The sequence below is a fragment of the Enterococcus sp. DIV0561 genome (assembly GCF_050539875.1).
GTDB lineage: Bacteria > Bacillota > Bacilli > Lactobacillales > Enterococcaceae > Enterococcus > Enterococcus faecalis.
On record NZ_CP172927.1, the window covers coordinates 2,367,468 to 2,390,176 of the forward strand.

24 protein-coding genes and 1 riboswitch are annotated in these 22,709 nt (G+C 38.1%); of the genes, 5 read left to right on the plus strand and 19 right to left on the minus strand.

The window, feature by feature from the left end:
* Window positions 1-60 precede the first annotated feature (60 nt).
* The 8 genes from thiD to galE all read right to left on the minus strand — a co-directional run bounded on the left by thiD (window position 61) and on the right by galE (window position 7,577).
* Entirely contained in the window at window positions 61-891 is an 831-nt protein-coding gene (gene thiD / locus IGM13_RS11320) for a bifunctional hydroxymethylpyrimidine kinase/phosphomethylpyrimidine kinase (RefSeq protein WP_002419287.1), read from the minus strand.
* A complete protein-coding gene (gene thiE / locus IGM13_RS11325) occupies window positions 888-1,523 on the minus strand; it encodes a thiamine phosphate synthase (RefSeq protein WP_002419288.1) in 636 nt (211 codons plus the stop codon). Before thiE ends, thiD begins: the two co-directional genes overlap by 4 nt.
* Window positions 1,520-2,338, minus strand: coding sequence for a hydroxyethylthiazole kinase (locus IGM13_RS11330; protein ID WP_002397896.1), 819 nt, complete (start codon window positions 2,336-2,338; stop codon window positions 1,520-1,522). Before IGM13_RS11330 ends, thiE begins: the two co-directional genes overlap by 4 nt.
* Window positions 2,322-2,810, minus strand: a complete 489-nt coding sequence (thiW, locus tag IGM13_RS11335) for an energy coupling factor transporter S component ThiW (RefSeq protein WP_002356342.1) — start codon at window positions 2,808-2,810, stop codon at window positions 2,322-2,324. Before thiW ends, IGM13_RS11330 begins: the two co-directional genes overlap by 17 nt.
* A gap of 140 nt (window positions 2,811-2,950) precedes the next feature.
* Window positions 2,951-3,039: riboswitch (TPP riboswitch) on the minus strand.
* A gap of 147 nt (window positions 3,040-3,186) precedes the next feature.
* Entirely contained in the window at window positions 3,187-3,501 is a 315-nt protein-coding gene (locus IGM13_RS11340) for a YbaB/EbfC family nucleoid-associated protein (protein WP_002419289.1), read from the minus strand.
* Between the two features lie 20 nt (window positions 3,502-3,521).
* A complete protein-coding gene (gene dnaX / locus IGM13_RS11345) occupies window positions 3,522-5,282 on the minus strand; it encodes a DNA polymerase III subunit gamma/tau (RefSeq protein WP_002419290.1) in 1,761 nt (586 codons plus the stop codon).
* 71 nt (window positions 5,283-5,353) lie between these two features.
* Complete coding sequence (locus tag IGM13_RS11350) at window positions 5,354-6,604, minus strand: UDP-glucose--hexose-1-phosphate uridylyltransferase (RefSeq protein ID WP_002419291.1); 1,251 nt, start codon at window positions 6,602-6,604, stop codon at window positions 5,354-5,356.
* Window positions 6,585-7,577 carry a UDP-glucose 4-epimerase GalE gene (galE, locus tag IGM13_RS11355; protein ID WP_002388439.1) on the minus strand — a complete coding sequence of 331 codons (993 nt, stop codon included), beginning with the start codon at window positions 7,575-7,577 and terminating at the stop codon, window positions 6,585-6,587. Before galE ends, IGM13_RS11350 begins: the two co-directional genes overlap by 20 nt.
* Window positions 7,578-7,844: 267 nt before the next feature.
* Between galE and IGM13_RS11360 the strand changes: the two genes are divergently transcribed.
* A complete protein-coding gene (locus IGM13_RS11360) occupies window positions 7,845-8,012 on the plus strand; it encodes a DUF3042 family protein (protein ID WP_002356337.1) in 168 nt (55 codons plus the stop codon).
* A 162-nt stretch (window positions 8,013-8,174) separates the two neighbouring features.
* On the opposite strand, the gene IGM13_RS11365 is transcribed toward IGM13_RS11360, so the two are convergent.
* From IGM13_RS11365 to IGM13_RS11400, 8 genes are all read right to left on the minus strand, one after another.
* A complete protein-coding gene (locus IGM13_RS11365) occupies window positions 8,175-10,013 on the minus strand; it encodes an FAD/NAD(P)-binding protein (RefSeq protein WP_002419127.1) in 1,839 nt (612 codons plus the stop codon).
* Window positions 10,014-10,026: 13 nt separating this feature from the next.
* A complete protein-coding gene (locus IGM13_RS11370; RefSeq protein WP_002362343.1) occupies window positions 10,027-10,377 on the minus strand; it encodes a DUF488 domain-containing protein in 351 nt (116 codons plus the stop codon).
* A gap of 121 nt (window positions 10,378-10,498) precedes the next feature.
* Window positions 10,499-10,897, minus strand: coding sequence for a rhodanese-like domain-containing protein (locus IGM13_RS11375; RefSeq protein ID WP_002356334.1), 399 nt, complete (start codon window positions 10,895-10,897; stop codon window positions 10,499-10,501).
* A gap of 15 nt (window positions 10,898-10,912) precedes the next feature.
* The gene (locus IGM13_RS11380; RefSeq protein ID WP_002356333.1) at window positions 10,913-11,884 is read right to left on the minus strand and encodes an ROK family glucokinase; all 972 of its coding nucleotides are present in this window, start codon (window positions 11,882-11,884) and stop codon (window positions 10,913-10,915) included.
* A complete protein-coding gene (locus IGM13_RS11385) occupies window positions 11,885-12,103 on the minus strand; it encodes a YqgQ family protein (protein ID WP_002356332.1) in 219 nt (72 codons plus the stop codon).
* A 17-nt stretch (window positions 12,104-12,120) separates the two neighbouring features.
* Window positions 12,121-12,831, minus strand: a complete 711-nt coding sequence (locus tag IGM13_RS11390; protein ID WP_002362481.1) for a rhomboid family intramembrane serine protease — start codon at window positions 12,829-12,831, stop codon at window positions 12,121-12,123.
* Window positions 12,832-12,841: 10 nt separating this feature from the next.
* Window positions 12,842-13,384, minus strand: a complete 543-nt coding sequence (locus tag IGM13_RS11395) for a 5-formyltetrahydrofolate cyclo-ligase (RefSeq protein WP_002382474.1) — start codon at window positions 13,382-13,384, stop codon at window positions 12,842-12,844.
* Between the two features lie 87 nt (window positions 13,385-13,471).
* Window positions 13,472-14,242 (minus strand): alpha/beta fold hydrolase, encoded by a 771-nt coding sequence (locus tag IGM13_RS11400; protein ID WP_002356329.1) that lies wholly within the window; start codon window positions 14,240-14,242, stop codon window positions 13,472-13,474.
* Window positions 14,243-14,407: 165 nt separating this feature from the next.
* Between IGM13_RS11400 and IGM13_RS11405 the strand changes: the two genes are divergently transcribed.
* From IGM13_RS11405 to IGM13_RS11415, 3 genes are all read left to right on the plus strand, one after another.
* Complete coding sequence (locus tag IGM13_RS11405) at window positions 14,408-14,983, plus strand: DUF805 domain-containing protein (protein WP_002379789.1); 576 nt, start codon at window positions 14,408-14,410, stop codon at window positions 14,981-14,983.
* Between the two features lie 90 nt (window positions 14,984-15,073).
* Complete coding sequence (locus IGM13_RS11410; RefSeq protein WP_002419128.1) at window positions 15,074-16,627, plus strand: membrane protein; 1,554 nt, start codon at window positions 15,074-15,076, stop codon at window positions 16,625-16,627.
* A gap of 353 nt (window positions 16,628-16,980) precedes the next feature.
* A complete protein-coding gene (locus IGM13_RS11415) occupies window positions 16,981-17,712 on the plus strand; it encodes a DUF4950 domain-containing protein (protein ID WP_411860152.1) in 732 nt (243 codons plus the stop codon).
* A 277-nt stretch (window positions 17,713-17,989) separates the two neighbouring features.
* Here IGM13_RS11415 and IGM13_RS11420 read toward each other — a convergent pair whose 3' ends face one another.
* Entirely contained in the window at window positions 17,990-19,054 is a 1,065-nt protein-coding gene (locus IGM13_RS11420; protein ID WP_002419130.1) for an FUSC family protein, read from the minus strand.
* Window positions 19,055-19,426: 372 nt separating this feature from the next.
* Here IGM13_RS11420 and IGM13_RS11425 point away from each other — a divergent pair, with 372 nt between their 5' ends.
* Window positions 19,427-19,942, plus strand: a complete 516-nt coding sequence (locus IGM13_RS11425; RefSeq protein ID WP_086269696.1) for a hypothetical protein — start codon at window positions 19,427-19,429, stop codon at window positions 19,940-19,942.
* Between the two features lie 211 nt (window positions 19,943-20,153).
* On the opposite strand, the gene rpmG is transcribed toward IGM13_RS11425, so the two are convergent.
* On the minus strand, window positions 20,154-20,303 hold the full coding sequence (gene rpmG, locus IGM13_RS11430) for a 50S ribosomal protein L33 (protein WP_002356321.1): 150 nt from the start codon (window positions 20,301-20,303) through the stop codon (window positions 20,154-20,156).
* Between the two features lie 125 nt (window positions 20,304-20,428).
* On the minus strand, window positions 20,429-22,567 hold the full coding sequence (locus IGM13_RS11435; protein WP_025188628.1) for a penicillin-binding transpeptidase domain-containing protein: 2,139 nt from the start codon (window positions 22,565-22,567) through the stop codon (window positions 20,429-20,431).
* Window positions 22,568-22,709: the final 142 nt, after the last annotated feature.

The following is a 22,709-nucleotide window of genomic DNA, read 5'->3' on the forward strand; positions in this document are numbered from 1 at the left end:
GAACTTTAAGCTATTTAAAGCCTGGGGAAAAATCATTTTAGATTTTTCCCCAGGCTCTTCTTATGCTTTAATAACTTGAATATCTTGCGTTAATTGGGCCCAATGATTAGTGGGTCCGTGGCCATGTCCAACAGAAATTGCTTGGCTAATGGCCCCTTGTATAAACTGTTTGCCAATCACAATCGCCGCTTCTAACGGCGTACCTTTTGCTAATTCGGCTGCGATACACGCTGAAAAAGTATCTCCTGTTCCATGAGTATTTTTTGTTACAACTCGCGGTGCACTTAGCCAAAAGCTCGAACCGTCTTCCATTAACACATAATCAGCCGCTTGTTGATTTGTGCTATGTCCGCCTTTCATAATAATATTTTTTGTGCCCAATTGCTGTAATTTTTTTGCTGCGGTCTGCATTTCTTGTTCTGTCTTGATGGTCGTCTCTAGTAAAACTTCCGCTTCTGGTAAATTAGGTGTCACGACCGTTGCTAATGGCAACAGTTGCTCTTTAATCGTTTGAACTGCCTCGGCTTCTAACAAATGGTGTCCACCTTTAGCCACCATTACAGGATCGACAATCAACGGACCAAAATCAACTTTCTGCAAATTGCGAACAACAGCTTCGACACGCTCACTATCTGCTAACATCCCCGTTTTCGCTGCCCCAATTTTAAAATCAGCCGCCAGTGATTGGAATTGTGCATCAATAAATGAACTAGGAATCGGCAAACTTTCTTGTACGCCATACGTATTTTGTGCCGTCAATGCAATGACAATATTTAAGCCAAATGCCTGCCGCGCTTGAAATGTTTTTAAATCTGCTTGCATGCCAGCTCCCCCACCAGAATCAGAACCAGCAATCGTGACTACTTGTGGGGTCAAATTATATTCGGTCATTTTCTCGCCTCCAACATTCGCTCCGTTACACGCATCAACCCTTGAACTTTCTCGGTTATCTGTTCAGCCAGCATAATTTCACTGACCAGTGAAACACCAGCCACTCCCGTTCCCATAAGTTGTTCTATATTTTCTTCTTTGATCCCACCAATCGCCACAACAGGAATCGTGACTGCTGCAGCAATTTCAGAAAGTGTCTGCAAAGAAGTTAACGGACTGTCCTTAGTCGTTGTGGGGAAAATTGCGCCCACACCTAAATAATCGGCGCCCTCGTTTTCCGCTTCAACTCCTCGTGCCACCGTTTTGGCTGAAACACCTACGATTTTTGTGGACCCAACCAGTTTTCGCACAAGAGCAACCGGTAATTCATCATCCCCTATATGCACACCTGCCGCATCCACTGCCAAGCAAATATCGACACGATCATTAATAATCAACGGAATCTGATACGCATCTGTTACCGCTTTAACTTTCACTGCTAATTCGTAAAAACGCCGTGTTGACACTTTCTTTTCGCGCAGTTGGACCAATGTCACTCCACTGCGACAAGCAGTTTCAATTCGTTTTAAAAATTCAGTATCACTAAAATCATACCGACCTGTCACCAAATAAACTTTCAATTGTTCTCTCATAGCACTCGTCCTTTCACCGCCTCAAACCAATCCTTCTCCTTCATTAAAAGAGATAACTGATTTAACGTATTTTGGCGAAAATCGGCCAGCCCTTGGCTCTTAGTCTTGGCTTTTTCTCCGCAAAGATTAAAATAGCTCACTGCGGCTACTGCCGCAGTCATTGGCGCGTTGCCTTCACCTAATAAAGCGGCAACTAATGCGCCGACTAAATCGCCCGTGCCAGTGAAACAATCCAACTCAGGAACACCATTTTGTAAGACAATCACTTGCTCTTGGCTAACCAAGACATCTTGAATCCCTGTTGCTAAAAATACCGTCTGGGGAAACTTTTGCGTTTGTTGACGTAAAGCCTGAATCAGTTCCTCAATTGCTTCTTCACTTTGATCCAAAGGGCTGCCATCCACTCCTCGGCCATGACTCACCAACTGGCAAAAAGTCCGCATTTCTGAAAGATTCCCTTTCACAACGGTTGGCTGATTGTGCACCAGCTTTTCCCCAACTTCATTGCGAATATCACTGGCGCCATAACCGACTAAATCGACTACGGTCGGTTTATTCACTTGCCGAGCATAATCACTAGCTGCTAACAAGCTCTGCTCTCGTTCTTGTGATAAATGGCCTAAATTCAAAACCAAGGCACTGGTTTGCTGAAACAACTGCGGAAATTCCCGGGGATCATCTGCCATAATGGGTTTAGCATCAATATAAAGTAATGCATTCGCCATAGACTCACACGTAATTTCATTCGTAATGCACTGAATTAATGGTGCCGTTGTCAGTGGAAAAATCGTTTCAAACTTAACGCTTGTTTTCATAAAAGTACCCTCCCAAAAATAATTCCTGTGTTTGTTTAAATACCCGAGTTTCTTTCAGTTTTACTAAGACAAGCCAAGCAATCACTGAACCAATCAGTGTGGCACCAATAAATCGTGGCGTATAAATGAACCAATAAAAATTCTGCTTACTGCCAGTAAACCAAACCATTACAGGATAGGACAATAACGAGCCAATGATGCCTGTACCAAAAATTTCTCCTAGCATCGACCAGCCTAATTTTTGTCCCCATTGATAAAATAAACCAGCAAAAAACGCGCCAAAAACGGCACCTGTTAACGCTAATGGCGGAATACCTAAGAATGTCATACGGATTAAGCCGCAGACAAGTGCCATGAGCGTTCCGTAAAGAGGACCTAATAAAACTCCGGCAATAATGTTCATGACACTGGACATAGGGGCCATTCCCTCAATTCGCATTAACGGCGATAATACAACGTCCATCGCAATCATTAAAGCCAGTAACGTAACTCTGTGGATTCGATTTTTTTCCACGTAAAAAAACTCCTTTCTGCGAGAAGCAAAAGGAGGCGCGACTGAAAAAGACAGAAAAACCCAACCACAAATAAACGTAGTTGGGTGCAATAATCGGTCAAAATTTCAAGACATTTCCCTGCGCCAGTCCTAACTGTTTCAGGTTCCATGGGTATAATCTCAGCTAATAGCACCCCAAATGTTTCTCTTTAATTGGCTTTAGTATAGCATAGTTTTTTGGAAGCGACTACTAAAATTGCCAAAGAGTTTTCCCACAAAAACAGAAAAAACATCATGCCCAAAAAGTTCGATTTTTTGGGCATGACGTTTTTCATACTCTCGTTTGTCTTATTTTTTAGAATCCTGGCATTCCTTTAGTGTATTTACCTAAAGTTGCTTCGGTTTCTTTTTCAATTTTTACTAACGCATCGTTGACAGCCATAATGACTAAATCTTGTAACATATCAACGTCTTCAGGATCAACCACGTCTTCTTTAATGGTCAAATCTTTCATTGTGCGATCACCAGTAAAGGACGCTGTCACAAGTTGATTGGTTGCTTCACCGATAAATTCTTTTTCATTTAGCGCTTCTTGCGCTTTGGCCATTTCTTTTTGCATTTTTTGTACTTGTTTCATCATGCCTTGCATGTTGCCCATTCCTCGCATCATAATTCCTCTACTCCTTCGTATTAATCATCTAGTACTTCGACAAGCTCTTCACCAAACATAGCGATTGCTTCATCTACTACTGGATTTTCTTGTGAATGTTCATTTGTTACAGGCGGTTCGTCCGCTAGACGAGCCATTTCATTTTCAGGTTCAGAATGATTCAAACTGCCCTGATTTTGGTTAATAAAACTTTGTCTTAGTTTTGGCCAGCTTTCTCTAGTAATGCAGACCATCTCTGGTGTATAGTCCATCAAACGGCTTAAATTATTATTGAAAGCTAACTGCATCTCTTCATCGTCTGTTGCACGAGCACAAACAATCTCATAGTCAAATGCCACCACGATCCCCTTAGGACTCGCTGCGACAGGTTCACTAGCCTTTAGCATCGCTCGTTGAGTCACAGATAATGTTTGCAGTAAGTCTTCCCAAACATTTTTCACATTCATTAAATGTGTTCTAGTCGCTTCGTTTAAGACTTGATATACCCGTTCTGTGGGTACACGGAACGAACTTTTTGGCGCTTGTGGTCGTGCTTGTTGACGTGGAGCATCTGCTTCTTTAGCAGCTACACCGTGTTTCTTTAATTCAGCCAGTTCTTTCTTCAGTTGCCCGATTTGATTTTGTAAATCTGCTAATTCTGGATTTCCCTCTGCACTACCACCTTGATTAGTTGTTTCTGGCGTGTTGTGTTTATTAGATTGCACCGTTTTAGCTAATTTGACAGTGGCTACTTCCAGATAGATATTCGCATTGTTGGTAAAGCGGATCTCATTTTGTGTGTCACTTAAAATTTGGATTAGTTGATATATTTTTTCAGCAGGTGTTTGTGTAGCTAGTTCCTTAAATGCTTCTGTCAAAGTTCCTGCTTTTTCTGCTAATAACTTCGGTGCTTGCTGATACATCAGCAAATCTCGACAATATAATAACAAATCTTCTAAGAAACGGCGCGCTTCTTTGCCTTCGCCTAAAATACTTTCCAAGCTTTCTAATGCTCGTTCAACATCACCGGCGACACAACACTGAATATAATGATCCATCATTTCATAGGTTAGGCTGCCTGTCACTTGCATTGCATCTTCCAGTGTTACTTTTTCATCACTAAATGAAATCGTTTGATCCAAGATACTCAAGGCATCTCGCATCCCACCTTCCGCAGCACGCCCAATCACATAAAGGGCTTGTTCCTCATAATCGAGAGCCATTTCCTGCATGATATGGGCCATATGATCGACGATATCTTGCGTACTAATTCGCTTAAAATCAAAGCGTTGCGTCCGTGAGATAATCGTTAACGGAATCTTGTGTGGTTCAGTCGTTGCTAAGATAAAAATAACATTTTGTGGCGGTTCTTCCAAGGTTTTTAAAAGTGCATTGAACGCGCCTGTTGATAGCATATGAACTTCATCAATAATATAAACTTTGTACTCGGCTTGCGTCGGTGCATACTTTGCTTTATCACGAATATCACGGATTTCTTCCACGCCATTATTACTCGCTGCATCAATTTCAATGACATCATTTAAACGACCTTCCGTAATGGCTACACAGGTTTCACAAACATTACAAGGTTCACCATCTTGACTATGTTTACAGTTAATCGCTTTAGCGAAAATTTTTGCGGCACTGGTTTTACCTGTACCACGAGGGCCAGTAAATAAATAGGCATGAGATGTTTTCTTTTGCACTATCGCATTTTTCAGTGTCTGAGTAATTGCTTTTTGTCCTACTACGTCATCGAAACGTTGTGAACGCCAGACCCGATAAAGTGCTTGATAAGCCATTTTTTACCCTCCCTTATTTTTCATTCTTATCTATTATACGTGATTTTTAGTCATTCGGCATCTTTTTTCTTTTAATGAGTCACTGGCGCAACCATTGCTAAAAAAGCCGCTTTTCCTTCACTTGTTTCTGCAAACGCACTGGCTTCTTTTAGTCGCTGTTGATACGCTGAAGCGACCGTTTCAAGCGCCTGCGTTTTCTGGTTGCTCCAAGTCGTTAAACCTTGGACTTCCGCTAACGTTAACGAAAGCTTTGCTTGAGGTCGACTAAAAATTAAGTCCATGACATATAAAAGTTCTTTTCGTCGTGCAACGATTTGTATCTCATCCGTTGGCAGTTTCAGCGTTTGCCATTGCTCAAAAATATCATTTGCGGCTTGGGCAACTTCTGACGCATTCGGTCCCTCTAAGCGAAATGTCGCAACTGGCCAATTCACCATTCCTGCGTTGATTAAAGGATAGTTAGCTAACTCAACATATTCTGAAATGCTCGCTTCGGCTAATGGAAATTGTTGCAAACCCGTTTGATAATAGACATGCTCATTTTGTTCAAAGACAGCATCAATCCCAGCAAAATAATGAGGAAAGACCTCAACAATTTTCAACAATTGCTGAAAAGTCTTAACTGAACGTTTCGCTGCCTGATGTTTTTCAAACGCAATCACACCTTGTTGCTGATATTGTGCCTGTTTTACAAAGGAAAACCCCCAGCTTTCGCCATCTAAGTTCATTCGAATCACTCGATGGTTCGTAGTCGCAGGAAATTGCTGACTTCCCTGGTAGCCTTCTGTTGCCATGCACCATTCACAGCGGGGATATCTTTGTGCAGAGAGCGTTGCTTTTGGCGCCTCACTGTGGACCTTATTTGCTAAAAAATCACCATAGACTGTTGAAAAAACAACAGGTTCTTCCTGTTCAATGACCGTACCGTTTTTTTGACAAAGTTGGTAAAAATACTCGGTAGCCTCTTGTGGCTCTTTGGCATAATGTTGTGCAAAAAAAGCATTAACCACAGAAGGTGGCGGTGTCAACAAATCCATCAATTGCACCACGAACTGTTCTTTTTGTTGCTCTGTTTTTACAAGTTGATTGGCACTCGCAATTTGACACAATTGTTCCGCCAAATCAGCGGCGGGTGTTGCCACAGGCCGTATGTCTACTTCGCCTAATTCTTGTTCACCAATCATTGATAATAAACGGTTCTGAAGATATAAGCGATCCAATTCCATCCAACCACCTGCTTGAATAGCAAGTGTGGTAAAATCGGCAATCATTTGACTCGTGGTCATCGATTCATTCCTCCTATTACTTTTCTTGATATCCATGTGGATGAGCTTGGTGCCATTGCCAAGCGGTGGCGATAATGTCCTTGACCTCAGTTACTTCTGGTTGCCAGCCTAAAACTCGTTTGGCTTTTTCACTAGAAGCAATTAATGTACTAGGATCCCCTGCTCGGCGTGGCGCGATTGTCGCAGGGATTTCTTGACCTGTCACTTCACGTGCAGCATCTAACATTTCTTTAACAGAATAGCCGTTGTTGCTACCCAGGTTAAAGACGTCACTTTCGCCGCCATTTTTCAAATATTCTAAAGCCAAAATATGTGCTGCAATCAAGTCTTCAATATAAACATAATCTCGAATGCACGTGCCATCTGGTGTGTCATAGTCATCCCCAAAAATACTTAGCTCTGCTCGTTGGCCCAATGCCACTTGTAAAATAATTGGCACAATATGCGTTTCTGGCGTGTGATCCTCACCAATTGAGGCATCTTTTTTTGCTCCTGCAACATTAAAATAACGCAAAGCAACATATTTCATTCCATAAGCGTTGTCGCACCATTTCATGATTTTTTCCATCATTAATTTACTTTCCCCATACGGGTTTTTAGGATTCGTTGGGGTTTCTTCTGTAATAGGCATTGCTTTTGGTTCGCCATAAGTGGCCGCTGTGGAAGAAAAAACAATATGTTTCACTCCAAATTCTTGCATGACTTCCAAGGCAATTTGCGTGCCGTGAACATTGTTATTGAAATACATTAACGGTTTCTCCACGGATTCTCCTACTAAAGAATTGGCCGCAAAGTGCAACACCCCTTCAATTGATTCCTTTTCAAAGACACTACGTAAAAAAGCTTTATCACGAATATCGCCTTCATAGAAAGTCGCTTGTTCATGAACTGCTGAACGATGTCCCGTTAATAAATTATCAACAACCACAACGGCATATCCTTTTGAAATTAATTGATCGACGGCATGTGAGCCAATGTAGCCTGCGCCACCTAATACTAAAATAGACATAAATACGCTCCTTTTACTCTCTAATTTCTTTTTCTATTGTACCATTAAATAAGGTCTACTTCTGAATTATTTCATTTTGTAAACAGGATTTAATTTGGCCATTTCTCCTTATTCATTTTTCCTATCAAAATACAGAAAAGACTTGGTAAATTTTAACAAATCTCTAAATTAGTCGTAGAGTTTATGAAAAATCATTGTAACTATTGGATTTTTTTGCTTTTTTCCGTCATAATAGAAACAAATACAATTTGAAAGAAGGAATGAACGATGAAAAAATTTGTATCAGGTATGTTAGTCGGTACTGCTATCACAGTTGCTGCTTTAGCCGGTGTGGCTACAACTATTAAAAAAACAGTCATTGATCCAATTGAAGAAAAAGAAGATATGATTGAAGAAAACCGTAAAAAAGCGATGCGTAAACGTATTGCACGTTAAAAAATAGCTGTGACATTGAGATAAAAAATCTAACGCCAAGAAATCAACAGGAGCGCTTCTGGCTCGGTTGATTCTCTTAAGCATAACAAGTGGTCATCCATCAAAGCGATGGATGACCACACGTTATGCTTTCTTTTTTACCAAAGGAGCTGACTATTTTTCTTAACTATTAAAAATAGTGGCAGCAATCCGATCCATATCGCGCATATTCCAAGGATCCACACCAGGACGAGCTGCAGCGGCTGTTAACCAATGAATCCCTTCTGTTGGAATACCACAACTAAAAAGGCCTGTCGCCACCTGTCCATCTTTTGTGATGACTTGATTCGTGGCAGGCACAATCAAGAGTGCACCTGTTTTGACTATTTGACCATCAGCTAATGCCAGTTGATGGAGCGTAGCTAGCTTATCGGCTAACAACTGCCTCGTTAAAGGATTCAAACTTTTTTCATTATTAACTTTGGGAATGCGTGCTTCAATTAAAAAGTGACTATTATACCGATTTTCCGGAAACAAATTAGCATAAGTAATAAATTGACCCGCTCTCATTTCGACACGCATTTCTGGCCCCAGAATCGTGACTAATCCCAGTTCAACTAACGCCTGTAGCTCTTCTGTTCTTTCAACAGAAGGTCCCACTGACAAAAAGGTATTCAACGGGGTAAACCAATGCCACAACCACTTTTGACTCTCGTCATTCGTTAATAACCCTTCATCCAAAACAAAGCGAATCTGATCTCTTAAATCTTTTAAACTGTCTAAAGCAGTGGTCAAAGGACCGCTAAGATTGCCTTTCTCTGCTTCTTGAATATCCCATTTTAAATACTCTAGTAAAAACGAACGAAAACGTTCATGAGTGGTTTTCTTTGTTTCAGGATGTTCTAACACTTGCCAATCAAACCAATCTTGTTTTTCAAAGTGGGCTAAGCTTTTCGGCGCTCCCTTGGTTTGAATAAACAGCTGTTGAAAGGCCTCTTTAGAAAGATGCGGATATTTTTCTTCGATTAAGCAAGTGTAATACACATATTCCACTTCTTTTTTTAAATACCCAAAAAACTCTGCGCCTGTAACCTGTCCTTTTTTACGACATTCAGCTAAATACGTTTCGGTTAAAAAAACAGGCTGATAGGTTTCCCCGTAGCCTTTTTGATTATTCCCTCGAGGATGAGAAGGAAAACCGCGACCAGAACCAGCAATAATAATAGGCTCTCTTCCAGAAGGTTCATAACGTAAGCGGCCATTTTGACGAGAAAAAACACCCCCGCGGCCAATCGTCAAGGCAGATAAATAGTCAAAAAATGCCAAACCTAAGCCTTTTAACACAACAGGTTGTTTTGCGGGTATATTGGCAAGTGCCAATAAAGCATCCGCCGCATTTTTAGGGGAAGAATAAAACAAACGATGCTCCTTGGCGTAGTCCGCAAGCTCTTGTTCAACAGTCGTTAATTCATTTTCTTGGTGACCCATGGCTAAAATTACTTTGTCTGCCGTAAACTCAATGGATTGGGTGTACACATAATAGTTATCCTCTCCTGCCCGTACAGCAGTTACTGGCTCTTTAAAAAACGTCAGCGATGTTTGTTCGTTACATCGCGTGGCTAAATACGTATAAAACCATTTTTGGTACATGCCATAAAAAGCCCTCGAGCAGTGATCATTCGGTCCAAGGCGATGACATTCTTTCAACAACTCAAGATAATTATAGGGTTGTTGCTGTTGAATGTACTGCGCAGCTTCTGTTTGGGTCCATTCATAGAGAGTGGGTCCCTTGACAATTGGTCCTTCGCCACTAAAAGATTCATCTGTAAATAAAGTGACTTGACTAATCACGGTGTTCATTAATAAATAATTAGGTTGCTCTGCTCGCCAAATTTTCCCACCTGGACCGTATGGATCAAACAACGTGAGCTGAACATTTATTTCCGTTTTACGAGCCCATTCAATGACTCGTTCTGCAGCTGATAAGCCTCTGGGTCCAGCACCTACAATTGCAATTTTCATCCAATCACCTACTCTATTTTTCTAATAATTCTTTTAAGACAACCGCTTGATTATGCACTGTATCTTTCGCCCCATAGACCAGCGTGACTACTGGCTGATTTTTTACAATTGTCTGTAACTGCTTAAACGCTGTGGCAGTTGGCTCATGTTTCAATTCTTCTTGGTATTTTTGTTTAAACTCAGGATATTTATTTGCTTCATGATTAAACCATTTCCGTAGCTCTGTACTTGGGGCCACTTCTTTGAGCCATTCATCTAACTTTTCAGATTCCTTGGATTTTCCTCGTGGCCAAACACGGTCAACTAAAACACGGTAGCCATCTTGCTCTGTCGGTGCTTCATATGCTCGCTTGATTTGAATCATCTGCCTTCACCTCTTCTCTTTATTGTAGCTCAAAAAGTGAGGACTGACAAAAAGCAACATCTCTATTAAGCTTTCCTATACAAAAAGAGTTGGTCTCAATGAAGACCAACTCTTTTTGTTATTAACTATTTCTCTTTTTCACTTTCCCAGTCCAGCCATCATAGCCGCCTTTTAAAATATAAATATCAGTATAGCCATTTTTGCGTAATAAATTAGCTGCTCGGATACTTAAAGCTTTCTTCTGATCATAAAGATAAACAGGTTGATCCTTACGAAGAGAACCAATTGTTGTTTTTAACATGCTGTATGGCATGCTGCGCGCCCCTAAAATATGCCCAGCATCAAATGTATCTTTCTCACGAACGTCAATCACTTGTGCTTTACGCATTGTTTCTTTAAATTCTTCTTCCGTCAGCATTTTTGCTGAACGTTTCACCATAATTTTCAAATATAATTCATTGAATACCATCGCTAGTACAATAACTAGCAAAATGCCATTGATTACCCATAAAATACTCATTCTAAAAAGCCCTCTCTATTTCTCTTTTGAAAATTGTAATGCTAGTGAAGCGGCACCAATCACGCCGGCCTCATTACCTAGCTCTGCTAATTTGATTTTTGTACTATTTCGAACTTGCGGGAAGGTAAATTCTTGGAAATATTTTTCGACACGACTACGTAAAAATTCTCCTGCTGCAGAAACACCTCCACCGATAACCACGCTATCTGGATTTAACGTGTTGCCTAAGTTTCCTGTGGCTAAACCTAAATAGAAGCAAACACGATCCACAACCATTAAAGCAAAATGATCGCCTTTTTCGGCAAATTCAAAAACGTCTTTACTTGAAACATCCTGTCCATCATCAATCGCTTGTTTCAGTTCAGAGTCACCTGCAAACTCTTCTGATAAATGACGTGCAACACGAACGACACCAGTGGCACTAGAAACAGTTTCTAAACAGCCACGTTTCCCACAGGTACAGTCAAAACCGTTAGGATCAACCGTCACATGCCCAACTTCACCAGCACAGCCAGCAACACCGTGGAGTAATTCTCCTGCTGCAACAATGCCTCCGCCGACACCTGTTCCTAAAGTAATAAAAATCACGTCGGGATTGTTTTCCCCCGCGCCCTTCCAACGCTCACCTAAAGCGGCAACATTGGCATCATTATCTAAGGCAAACGGAATTCCTAAAGCAGATTCGATTTGTTCTTTGACAGGCTGTACAGTCGTCCAGTTTAAATTATAGGCACCTACAACAGTTCCTTTTTCAATGTCGACACTTCCTGGTGTTCCCATACCAATTCCCACAAAATCTTCTTTTTTCATATTATAAAGATCTATACGGTGACGAATACTTTCAATAATTGATGGCACAATGTGCTTGCCATCTTCTAAAATATTCGTTTCAATACTCCATTTTTGTTGAACAACGCCATCGGTTGTTAAAATAGCAAATTTGATGGTCGTTCCACCTAAATCAATCCCAATAATCTTCTTATCCATTTAGTCGATTCCTTTCTGCTTCCCTCTAGATTCTTCTATTCGATGCTCTCTTTGCAAAATATGCCGGGCCTGTAAATACGTATCTCGGTCTACCAATTGACCTTCATACAATTTTTTTAATTCAATCATCATTAACTCAATATCATAAATCCGTGCACCGACATAAATATACATCCCAAACTGTTTAAAAAGTTGTTGTACATCATATAACGTTTCCATACGAAAACACTTCCTTATTATACAGGTAAACCGTATTTTTTAAAACCCAATAACAGACAAATTACGACAAGAAAAATAAAAATTAACGTGGCCATAATTCGCTCGTGCTTATTAAATGCTTCTTCACGATTTGGAACAGCAAAAGCCGTCGCGACTAATAGTCCACCGATTAGACCGCCAACATGACCCATCATATCTACAGAGCTACTAAACAAGTTAAATAACAAATTAATCACAATAAACATTGAATAGCGTTGCACCATATACATAATCGCTGGATTGTCTCTAAAATGGCGTCCTAAAATAACAAATGCGCCAAACAAACCAAAAAGCGCTGTACTAGCACCGGCTGAGACACTGTTGGGTGTCCCAAAGGCAAAACTGGCGATATTTCCAGCAATCCCACTCAATAAATAAATTCCCAAATAGCGCCAATGCCCATAAATTGCCTCAACCTGTGCGCCGATATAATAAAGAGTAACCATATTCAAAATAATATGCATAAACCCAATGTGAAGAAACATTGGCGTGATAAACCGCCAGTATTCATGATTTTGAGCTACCAGTGGACGAACCATTGCTCCCCAATTAACTAAGTTTAAAATATTTTCTGATCCTCCAGTTAATTCCAATCCAAGGAAAACAATGATTGAAATACCTAAAAGGGCATACGTAATGAACGGCTGATTTTTTAGCCGTTTCAATTTCATTTCTGTTTGATAATTCATTCCATTCCTCCTATTGTATAAATAATTGTTCGATTGGCTGATCAAACGCTTCTGGTTGCCATTGTTCATGGAGTTGTTCACTAAAAACTAAACTACATGAATGGCCCGAAAAATGTTCCAAATAACGATCATAAAAACCACCGCCGAAGCCTATTCGATAGCCAGCCCGATTGAAAACAATCCCTGGCACAATCAATAAATCAATCGCTGTAGCTGTTATTTCTGCCGCTGTTAACGGAGGTTCTTCTACGCCAAATGCACTGGTGTCATAAACCGTCTCTGGAAAGACTTGATAAAAGTGCATTTTGCCTCCTTTAAATGTTCGCGGCACCGCCACTTGCTTGCCCTCTTGCATGGCCCGTTCGAAAATTGGCTGTGTTGATAATTCTAGCGGTAACGACCGAATCATTCCGACTGTTTGTGCTTGTTGCCATTGCTGACTAGCAAACAACTGTTCATAGAGACTTGATTCTTTATGTTGTTTAATTTCTGGATGTTGTTTTAGCCATTCCAGGGCAGTTAAGCCCACTTTTCTCAACTTGTTTTTCTCCATGTACACCTTCAACCCCTTTTCTGTTAAGTTTATAGAAAGTGTTCTTAAAAAACAAGCTGATTCCCCTTTTCTCTTTGAAAAATCCCGTTATTTTTCTAACGTTTTTGACGCTTCTTTAAAAAAGTCAACAACCAAATCCATTGTTTCCCCTTTCACTAAATGCCGCTCACCGATTTCCGTTATAAATTGCGTATTTCTCGCATACGTTTTCCCAGACACTAATTGTTCAAAATCAGCCATATCTTCATAGGGAATTTTTTCATCTTCCGTTCCATGCCAAAACAGCATCGGTCGTTCTTGCAGTCTTTCTGGCGTTTGTGATAAATCGTATTGATGCACCCAACTTAGCAATAGTGGCAAGTCTTTAGGCACAAAAATAGCAAATTCTTTCGCCCGTTGAATCACTCGCTGAATATAGCGCGCCGGATAGGGTGTTCCCATTAAGCAAGCAGCAGCTTGAATCTCAGGATGTTGGGTCATAAGAGCGCTGGTAGTAATACCGCCCATAGATACACCACCCACGCCAATCCAATTTTCTTTAATCAACCCTAATTTATGAAAATGATGGATAATTACTGGAAATTCAATCAAATTATATTGAATGCTACTCCAAAATGTAATCGATGGAATCGTGGAAATAGGTCCTGTTTTTCTTTCTCCGTGGTTCATGGCATCTGGTAAAATGACCCGAAACCCCTCGTGTGCTAATTTTCTTGCTTGTGTTAAAGATAATTCTTTAGCTGATTGCCAACCATGATAGTAAACAATTAAAGGTAATGCTTCGTTTTTTTGCTCTTCTGTTGTCACTTCTAATGCTGGAATTTTTGCTATGTAGCGATGTCTAATACTGATTTTCATTCATGATTCCTCCATTATAAAATATCTTCTCTTATTTTACCGTTTTTTGATAAAACCTGCTCTTTATATGATTTATCAAAAAAACCACAAAATATGCGAATTCGCATTTTCCTATTTTATTACTTTCCGTTATAATCATTTTATTAAATACAAAGGGGTGTTTTTATGGTTAAAATTGAGGAAAAAGGTAAAGTAACATTTGGACAAGCTTTTAAAGATTATTTTCGTGGATATGTTGATTTTAAAGGTCGGACCACACGTGCTGGTTATTGGTGGATGACACTGGTATTAAGCATTTTAGCACTTATTTTTTATATTGCCATTGTCGGCAAAGCCGTGTCAGCAATTTTAGCAGCTGAATATTTTGAAACCTATGATTTTGGGAACTTATTACCGTTGATGCTTTTTGCACTTGTTTTATGGTTAGCTTTATTATTACCAACGTGGGCAATGTGTGTACGTCGTTATCGTGATGCTGGGATGACAGGTTGGGGCGTGCTTGTTTTATATCTACTTTCTATTGCCTGTAGCTATACACAAGTTTTCTCTGTTATGTCAACTTTTAAATATGACGTTCAAACAGATACTGTGATAACAGGTGGCAGTCCCGTCTTCTTATTTTTCACTCTTGTGATTAGTCTGTTTTTCTTCTTACTAACAGTCTTACCGACAGATAAATTAACAACAACTAGCCAAAATAGCGTCTTACGCTTCTTCTTCCGTTACAAAGAAGTGAAGTAAGGAAAAGTTTTAAGCCTTTCTTTTAAAAGAAGGGCTTTTTTCTTATTTTAAAATCTTTATGATAAAATAAGAACTAGTCTAGCTAAAAAAATGGAAGGAGAAAATATGGCTACTTTTAAACGGATTCTGAATCTAGAAAATTATATTTTTACTTTTTTTATTTTATTTGTCTTTTACGGCGCAATTAACTCTCCCTATTCGCTGGTAAAAATTCTTTGGGAAAAGCCTAAGCACTTGCTTGTTTTACTTCCCCTATTAATTATTCTATTGTTGATTATTTATAAAAACAAAAAATTTCTTTACACTAAGATTCAAGCGCTCTGGCACTTAATAAGAGCCCATGATCGTGTGGTTATTATTGGTAGTTTGATCAGTTTATTTTTATTGCAACTTTTACTCCTGACGCAGATTACTGTGCCGATTGGTTGGGATGTTTTTGACAACTTTCATAGTATTACCACTGAAAATAGGAATTATTCAAAAATCGTACTTTCTTTAAACCCCAATAACGAATTTTTCTTTTTCATGATGTATTACCTTAATAAATTTTTGCGTTTCATTGATGTAACAGAGAGCTGGAGCAATACTTGGTTTAGTTGGCAAGTGGTTAATTGCTTGTTTATTAATAGCAGTTTATTTCTCTTTTATCATGCCTCTAAACGTGTCTTTAATCCACTAACGGCCTTCGTTGCTTACAGTTTATTTTTTCTTTCTTTCGGATTATCTCCATGGTTACTAACGCCTTATACAGATACGGCCGTCTTATTGTTCATCAACCTAGTCTTTTTTGCATATAGCCTTTTTGACCAGGTTTCCCCTCCCTTCGTAAAATATTGTTTATTACTGTTTATTGGAATTGGCTTAGCTTGGTGTTTTTTAATGAAACCTTCGTCTATTATCTTTTTTATTGCATTTAGTTGTATAAAAGTGCTGCAACTTCTTTTAAAACAGTCTATCGTAAAATTAACCGTGGTTGCTCTCTTTTTACTGACTGGTTTCGCCAGCGCATATTATAGTTTTCAATTTTTTGTGGAAAAACAAACGATTACGGAAATCGATAAAGAACAAGCCAAACCTTGGACACTTTTTGTAATGATGGGTTTGACGGGAACTGGCGGTTACAATGATGCAGATACACAAGCAGTAAATCAGTTGCCTACACAAGAAGCCAAAAAAGCTTATACCATAAAAACGATTCAAGACCGTTTAAAAAATAAAGGATTCTTCGGTTATCTCCGTTTTCTGGCTCAAAAAAATCGTCATAATACTGCCAATGGTGATTTTGACTGGGGTTGGGATGGCGGTGATTTAATTCCAGAAACACCTTCTAAAAATCGTTGGCAAGAACACTTGCGGTCACTGTATTATCCGCAAAATCCCAAAAGTAACTATCTACGAATTTATATGCATTTTTTCTATTTACTCACATTACTAGGTCTATTGTTCAGTATCCCTCTAAAAGATTCAAAAAATAACTACGCGATTTTAAAATTAGCTTTCATTGGAGCTATTCTGTATTTATTGCTCTTTGAAGGCGGCCGCTCTCGCTATCTAATCCAGTTTATGCCGTTTTGGTACTTATTATCAGCGAGTGGTTGGCTGGGGTTGAGAGAGATTCGAAGATACAAAAAAATAGTAAAATAGAAAAGAGGATTGAGTTAAAAATGAAAAAAAGTTTACTGGGGTTGATTGTTTTTTTATCCTTACTGACCCTTACTTCTTGCAGAAATAAAGTGACCACAAAAGAGCTAATGGCAAACGAGTGGGCCGTAAACTCCAACGTTGATGAAGTAGTAATGATTGTATCATTCAGCGAAGATACCGCTACTTTCAAAATCAATACAGATGAACACACATCAACTGCAAAAAATGATTTGGAAAAAGCAGGCGAAGAATTAGGTAAACAAATTGCAAATAAAATAGAATACAAAGTCAAATACCATCTAAAAAACAATCAAATTCGTTGGGAAAATGAAGGAAAAGAAGTAGCTTACAAGATAAAAAAAGAAAAGCAAAATCTACTTTTCACTCCTACTAAGACAAACAATTCTGATAACCAAGCAAAACTAGTTTTGAAACCTTACACAAAGAAAAGTATTGATTCTTCCACTCAAAAAGATAAAACGGAAGAAACCAACTCTAATTATCAAAACGTCTCATCTGAAACAAACCAATCTACCTCTTCATCTACTACTAAAGAACCGCTACCACAAGTTAGCTTAGCTGATTTTATAGGCGGTTGGGGTATTCCTCAAAGTGATAACTTATTTTTTATAAATGCTGACGGAACACTCACTAGCATTACTCAATCGAATGTTCCTCTTCAAAAGGTAAGTTTTTCTGTGGATGAGAATGGTAATCAAACAATGACGTTTCTTTTGAATAATACGCCCCGAACAGTAACGAAAAATAATGATGGTACTTTAACTGTTAATGGACAAATATACACTTATCTAGGTAATATTACGTTGGAACAATTAATTGAAAGAAATAATCAAACTCAGCAAGTTTTTGAACAATCTGAACAGCAACCACCACAAAACTCTGATTCTAGTGAACAAATACAAAATTCTAAATCAGACCAACCTATATACGATACGGTACGAAGTGGTGAAGGTGGGCGACAGTTAGCCGAAAGAAATGGTTTAACCTTAGAAGAATTATTAGCATTAAATCCAGGCATTGAAACTTCTGTTTTTTATCCTGGTCAGTCATTACGAATTAAATAGAAATTTAGGTATACTAATAGATAATAGTCTATAAAAGTAGAACTGGACCATCTACCATTTACTTTGGGATACCAGTTGATGGCAATCAGTTTGACGAAGTGGAACTAGACCTTGTACCGACTGACTCAGCAAAAATTGCGACATTGGATATAGCAGTTGGTCATTGATTAATAGCATATATGGAATATACGCTAAAATGAAACTTTCCCCATTCTCTATAATTAAAGTAATGTCTAAGGAGCCTAACATTCTTTCAAGAAAGAATGTTAGGCTCCTTTTATTCAGAAAATTTCAGCCACTGCTTGCGATTGCAATAGGACATAGTTTTTACAAAGACAAAATGATAAAGCAAACCGTAAGCTAGCCCCAACATATTTAACAAAATTCTTAAGTAAAGACTTGTTTCTAGCCCAAATATCATAGAAGCTGCCATGATAGCACCAACACAATTGAAAATCGTTTTACTTTTATAAGATGTGCATAAGCCTAAACAAAGTCCACCTAAAATACCAAGTAGGTTCGTTGGTAAATAAAATAACAAGATAGCCGATACTAGAGAACCAATAACGACCCCTATTATTCGTTCTTTTGCTCGTTCAGACAATTTAAACGTATCATACCCAGAAAATAATGACGAACTAGCAAATGTTGCCCACATAAAGCGGTCAATCTGAAGGTGCGTTCCTATAAAAAGTAATAAGCTAATGCCTAAAGCGTAATAACCAAACCAAATATTTCTTTGATTAAAAAAACCATTTTCTGTAACCATCTGTATAAAAGTAATCTCTTGATCCAATTTTTTATGTTTCACATGATAAACAAAAGCTAAAAGTAGATAAGCAAACACTAATACAAAGAAAGTTTGTTCTAATTGCTGAAACGATTGATAGTGAACCGTGCCAACTAAATATAAGTAGGAGAACGTATACAAGCCAGGATTACCCATTTTAGGGTTTTTACCAGTTAAGAAAAACAATGCCAGCAAGCAGATAAAATGAAGGCCCAATTGTAAAAATGATACAGAAATCAGTGAAATTAATGGACTAACACCTAGAATTGTTAACACGATTCCTAAACTAAGCAAGGCCTGTTTTTCCCTGTAGCCATATGAGACGAAACGGATACTCAACAGCAAACAAAATAATACAATTGAAAAAGGCGCTACAGCTTTTCCAAAGAAAAAAGTAATCGTCGACACCCATAAAATCGCAAACGAAACTAATAAGATATCCCTTATTAACAAGGCGCGCCAAAAATATCTCCGCTGTTTTTTAGTGTCCGCTTGATGAATTTTTTGTTTTAAAATAAATGGATCTAACTGCAATAATTGATAAAAAGTCACCTAAAATCATCTCCTAAAAATCGACTCTTCTCAATTCATTATTCCAACTTTTCCTTCTATGAAATCATAAGAAAAGTAGTTGTGACGAACATTTTACTACAACTTTTTTTCTGAATCAATACATGCTTTATTTCTTAATTCAATACCTCTCCCGATACGATTTGCTTACTTCATAAAAAATAAGCCTAGAAAAAATCAAAACGATTAATTCTAGACTCAAAATTAAATAACTGTTGAACAAAAGCTAGCGCTTTTTTATGTGCGTACATTTTTATACAAATATAGCTAAAAAATTTTTTTATATCAAAAAAAATATTGATAATAAGTATAGAGTATGATTTAATTATAATATAAAGAAAAGGAGGTTTTTTTATGAAAAACAAGTTTAAAGTTGTTGTTATTGGTTTGTTGTATGCTAGCTTATCATCTTTTGCTTCTAACGTTAATGCAGTTGCTATCGGTGGAACAGAAAACTTCAAGGTTAATGAAAGCGATAACAAAAAAGCATTAGAGTTTGTTGAAAATACTAGTGACTTAAAAAGTTCTCCCGTACCTATTAAAAATTTGACTACTCAACAGCCCGTCTCATCATCTAATATTTTATTACGAGCTACTAAAAAGTTATACACCTCACAAGACAATAGTCAATATCCAGCAATGTTTCGTATCAATTACCTTGTCCCTGTAGGATTTAACTGGCACGAAAATGGTATACCTGCAGCTGCAGTAACTATTACTTCCAATCATAAGTATCTTTATTTTGTTAATGTTCAGGATACAGGTATAGGAGGTTATGGAACTGGAGGCTATTATTGGCGTTATTTCAAAACCAGCAATAAATACTATTGGTTGTCCGCTTGGAATTACAACCATTTAGTTTACGGTTAAAAATATCTATAGATAGAATAGGTCGAATCAATAATTTAAAACTTACCAAACAAAGTTGGACCAATAGTCTAACCTTGTTTGGTTGTTGATGCTTCTTTTTACTATGATGATTTTCAAAAAAACTACATCAATAACTAAATTAACAATTACTGATAACAAAAAAAGCCTAGAATCCTTGTTGGATAAGGATTCTAGGCTCTATCTAACTAAATTATTTAGTTTCACGATGTAAAGTAACTTTTCTTTCACGTGGGCAATATTTTTGTTTTTCTAAACGATCAGGATTGTTACGTTTATTTTTATTTGTTAAGTAGTTACGTTCTTTACAAGAAGTACACTCTAAAGTGATGTTTACGCGCATGTTTTCCCCTCCTACTAATAATTGATCTTTCCAAGAGATTTCTTAGACTTGAATATCATACCATTTTTTTTGTCATTTGACTACCCTTTTGGGCAAATTTGTAAAGTAGTTCTACTTTACAAATTTTATTTTTTGTACATTTCCATATACGCTTCTAAAACTTCTTTGGCAATCGTTTGGTTTGGTTTGGATTCTTCGTCATTTAAGTGTGGTAAAACAACGCTAATTGCAATTTCAGGGTTTTCGTACGGCGCATAAGCCACCAAGTTACTATTAACCGTTGTGTGAACAACTCCGTTAGCATCCGTTGCTTGCGTTTCGGCGGTCCCTGTTTTAGCAGCAATCGAAAACTTGTCTGATTTTAAACCCGGTGCCGTAGTAAATTGACTAGTTCCATGTACCACATTATAGAAACCTTGTTGAAGAATTCCTATCTGGTCTTCAGAAATATTCACCTTATTCAAAACTTTTGGTTCGATTTCTTTCAAAATTTTTCCTAAAGCTCCATTTTCATCATTGCCATAGATTCCTTCTACCACATGGGGTTGCACGCGGATACCATTATTTGCGACAGTGGAAACGTACTGTGCTAATTGTAACGGTGTGTAGTTATCATATTGTCCAAATGATAAATCTAATAGATTTCCGCCTTTAGGCGCTTCAGCAGGATCTTTGAAATCTTTATTTACATATCCAGGACTTTCACCAGGTAAGTCGATGCCTGTCTTAATCCCCATTCCATATTCAGCATAAGCATTTCTTAGCTCTTTGAAAACTTTATCATCGCCAATTTCATACGGAAAGACCATATTAGGATAGTAATTTACACCCATTAGTTTAAACACAACTTTCATCATGTAGGCATTAGAAGAGTACTCTAATGCTTGCTCAGCAGTTAATTGCATTTGTGCATTACGACCACCACTATTCCACCAAGAAGCTTTTGGATTTGTACCAGCTAAAATAATTGGTTCATCTAATAGAGTATCATTTCCTTGTAATACTTTCGCCTCATAACCAGCTGTTAAAGTGCCTGCTTTCACAACAGATCCAGGTACCTCAAAGTTTAAAATAGGCCCTAAAGGATTAGGTGTGACTTCTCCTGTCTGTAAATCATGACTAACTCCGGACATTGCTAGAATAGCTCCTGTTTGAGGGTTCATAGCAACGACATACGCATTTTCTGAGTATGGTCCAATGGTTTTGACTATTTGTGAATAGTTTCGTTGTAAAATTTCATCAACTTTGTTTTGGAAATTTGAATCAATCGTTAATTTTAAGTTGGAGCCTTTTTCCCCTTTGGAAATTGGGGTTTGTGAAACAATCTTTCCGTTATTGTCTAAAACGACTTCTGATTTTGCTTTTTTACCTTGTAGAACGTCTTCATATTGTTTTTCTAAATAGCTAGTTCCAACACGGTCATTTCGTGCATAGCCTTTTTTCAAATATTCATCGACTTCTTCGGCTGGCAATCCTTGTTTTTCAGTTGAAACGGTACCCAACAGGCTACGTAATGCACCACTTTGAGAATAATCACGCGTCCAATCAGTCCCTGTTGAAACACCAGATATTTCCGCTGTGTGTTCACCAATTGTCGCAATTTCACCTTCTGTCACACCTTCATTCTTGATGAAGACCGTGTTCATTTGTGACGCTGCATTCATTCGTTTAAAAATCGTCACTGCTTGTAAGGTTCGGTCATCAAATGCAATTTCTTCAGGGGTGACTTTTTCAACTGCTCTGGCATATAATGTGCCTTCGTCCGTAATTTTGTTGCCTTTTTCATCTTCTTTATCTTGATCGGTTAAACGGCCTTGGGCTGCTTTTAAATTTTCAGGATTCGCTAACCAATAATCTTTTTTATCACGATCCGTTAAGTTTGGATCAACTGGAACGTTAATAAGTTCGTTAACTTTATTCGCAATCGGTAAAATATCTTTTCCTTCAATATTTTTTCCTCGTGTGTAAGTGATTGCTAAATTGGCTTTGTTAGAAACCAAGACTTTTCCTTGTGAATCATAAATTTGTCCTCGAGGGGATGGTGTCGTGATTTGTAGTGAAGAGTTGGCAGTGATTTTTTTGTTAAACTCTTCTCCTTCTACAATCTGTAAATACCCTAAACGGACAATTAATGAAACAAATAAAGTAAATATCACAAAAAATAATAAGTTCAATCGAAAAGGAATATGTGGCTTTCTACCTCGTTGACTCTTTGCTGCGGCATCTGTTTTTTTTATTTTATCTATAAATGAGTTTTTCTTCATACCTCTAGTCCCTTCACTAAAAAGTTTCGCATTCTCATTGTAACAAAAATTAGTCAAAAAATCAGGATTATTCCCAGCTCTAAGGAAATATTTAATTATTTTTTTGTTAAAAAAAGTCAAAAGGACTTCTGAATTCAGAAGT

What these genes read in the sequence shown, in the direction of transcription:
- thiW (WP_002356342.1), bottom strand. Translation starts at nt 2,810, where the DNA reads ATGATTGCGATGGACGTTGTATTATCGCCGTTAATGCGAATTGAGGGA.
- IGM13_RS11395 (WP_002382474.1), bottom strand. Translation starts at nt 13,384, where the DNA reads ATGGAGAAAAACAAGTTGAGAAAAGTGGGCTTAACTGCCCTGGAATGG.
- IGM13_RS11340 (WP_002419289.1), bottom strand. Translation starts at nt 3,501, where the DNA reads ATGATGCGAGGAATGGGCAACATGCAAGGCATGATGAAACAAGTACAA.
- IGM13_RS11435 (WP_025188628.1), bottom strand. Translation starts at nt 22,567, where the DNA reads ATGAAGAAAAACTCATTTATAGATAAAATAAAAAAAACAGATGCCGCA.
- IGM13_RS11425 (WP_086269696.1), top strand. Translation starts at nt 19,427, where the DNA reads ATGAAAAACAAGTTTAAAGTTGTTGTTATTGGTTTGTTGTATGCTAGC.
- IGM13_RS11405 (WP_002379789.1), top strand. Translation starts at nt 14,408, where the DNA reads ATGGTTAAAATTGAGGAAAAAGGTAAAGTAACATTTGGACAAGCTTTT.
- thiD (WP_002419287.1), bottom strand. Translation starts at nt 891, where the DNA reads ATGACCGAATATAATTTGACCCCACAAGTAGTCACGATTGCTGGTTCT.
- IGM13_RS11350 (WP_002419291.1), bottom strand. Translation starts at nt 6,604, where the DNA reads ATGGATATCAAGAAAAGTAATAGGAGGAATGAATCGATGACCACGAGT.
- IGM13_RS11375 (WP_002356334.1), bottom strand. Translation starts at nt 10,897, where the DNA reads ATGAGTATTTTATGGGTAATCAATGGCATTTTGCTAGTTATTGTACTA.
- IGM13_RS11400 (WP_002356329.1), bottom strand. Translation starts at nt 14,242, where the DNA reads ATGAAAATCAGTATTAGACATCGCTACATAGCAAAAATTCCAGCATTA.
- rpmG (WP_002356321.1), bottom strand. Translation starts at nt 20,303, where the DNA reads ATGCGCGTAAACATCACTTTAGAGTGTACTTCTTGTAAAGAACGTAAC.
- IGM13_RS11390 (WP_002362481.1), bottom strand. Translation starts at nt 12,831, where the DNA reads ATGAATTATCAAACAGAAATGAAATTGAAACGGCTAAAAAATCAGCCG.
- dnaX (WP_002419290.1), bottom strand. Translation starts at nt 5,282, where the DNA reads ATGGCTTATCAAGCACTTTATCGGGTCTGGCGTTCACAACGTTTCGAT.
- IGM13_RS11385 (WP_002356332.1), bottom strand. Translation starts at nt 12,103, where the DNA reads ATGGAAACGTTATATGATGTACAACAACTTTTTAAACAGTTTGGGATG.
- IGM13_RS11330 (WP_002397896.1), bottom strand. Translation starts at nt 2,338, where the DNA reads ATGAAAACAAGCGTTAAGTTTGAAACGATTTTTCCACTGACAACGGCA.
- IGM13_RS11360 (WP_002356337.1), top strand. Translation starts at nt 7,845, where the DNA reads ATGAAAAAATTTGTATCAGGTATGTTAGTCGGTACTGCTATCACAGTT.
- IGM13_RS11410 (WP_002419128.1), top strand. Translation starts at nt 15,074, where the DNA reads ATGGAAGGAGAAAATATGGCTACTTTTAAACGGATTCTGAATCTAGAA.
- galE (WP_002388439.1), bottom strand. Translation starts at nt 7,577, where the DNA reads ATGTCTATTTTAGTATTAGGTGGCGCAGGCTACATTGGCTCACATGCC.
- IGM13_RS11365 (WP_002419127.1), bottom strand. Translation starts at nt 10,013, where the DNA reads ATGAAAATTGCAATTGTAGGTGCTGGACCCAGAGGCTTATCAGCTGCA.
- IGM13_RS11370 (WP_002362343.1), bottom strand. Translation starts at nt 10,377, where the DNA reads ATGATTCAAATCAAGCGAGCATATGAAGCACCGACAGAGCAAGATGGC.
- thiE (WP_002419288.1), bottom strand. Translation starts at nt 1,523, where the DNA reads ATGAGAGAACAATTGAAAGTTTATTTGGTGACAGGTCGGTATGATTTT.
- IGM13_RS11380 (WP_002356333.1), bottom strand. Translation starts at nt 11,884, where the DNA reads ATGGATAAGAAGATTATTGGGATTGATTTAGGTGGAACGACCATCAAA.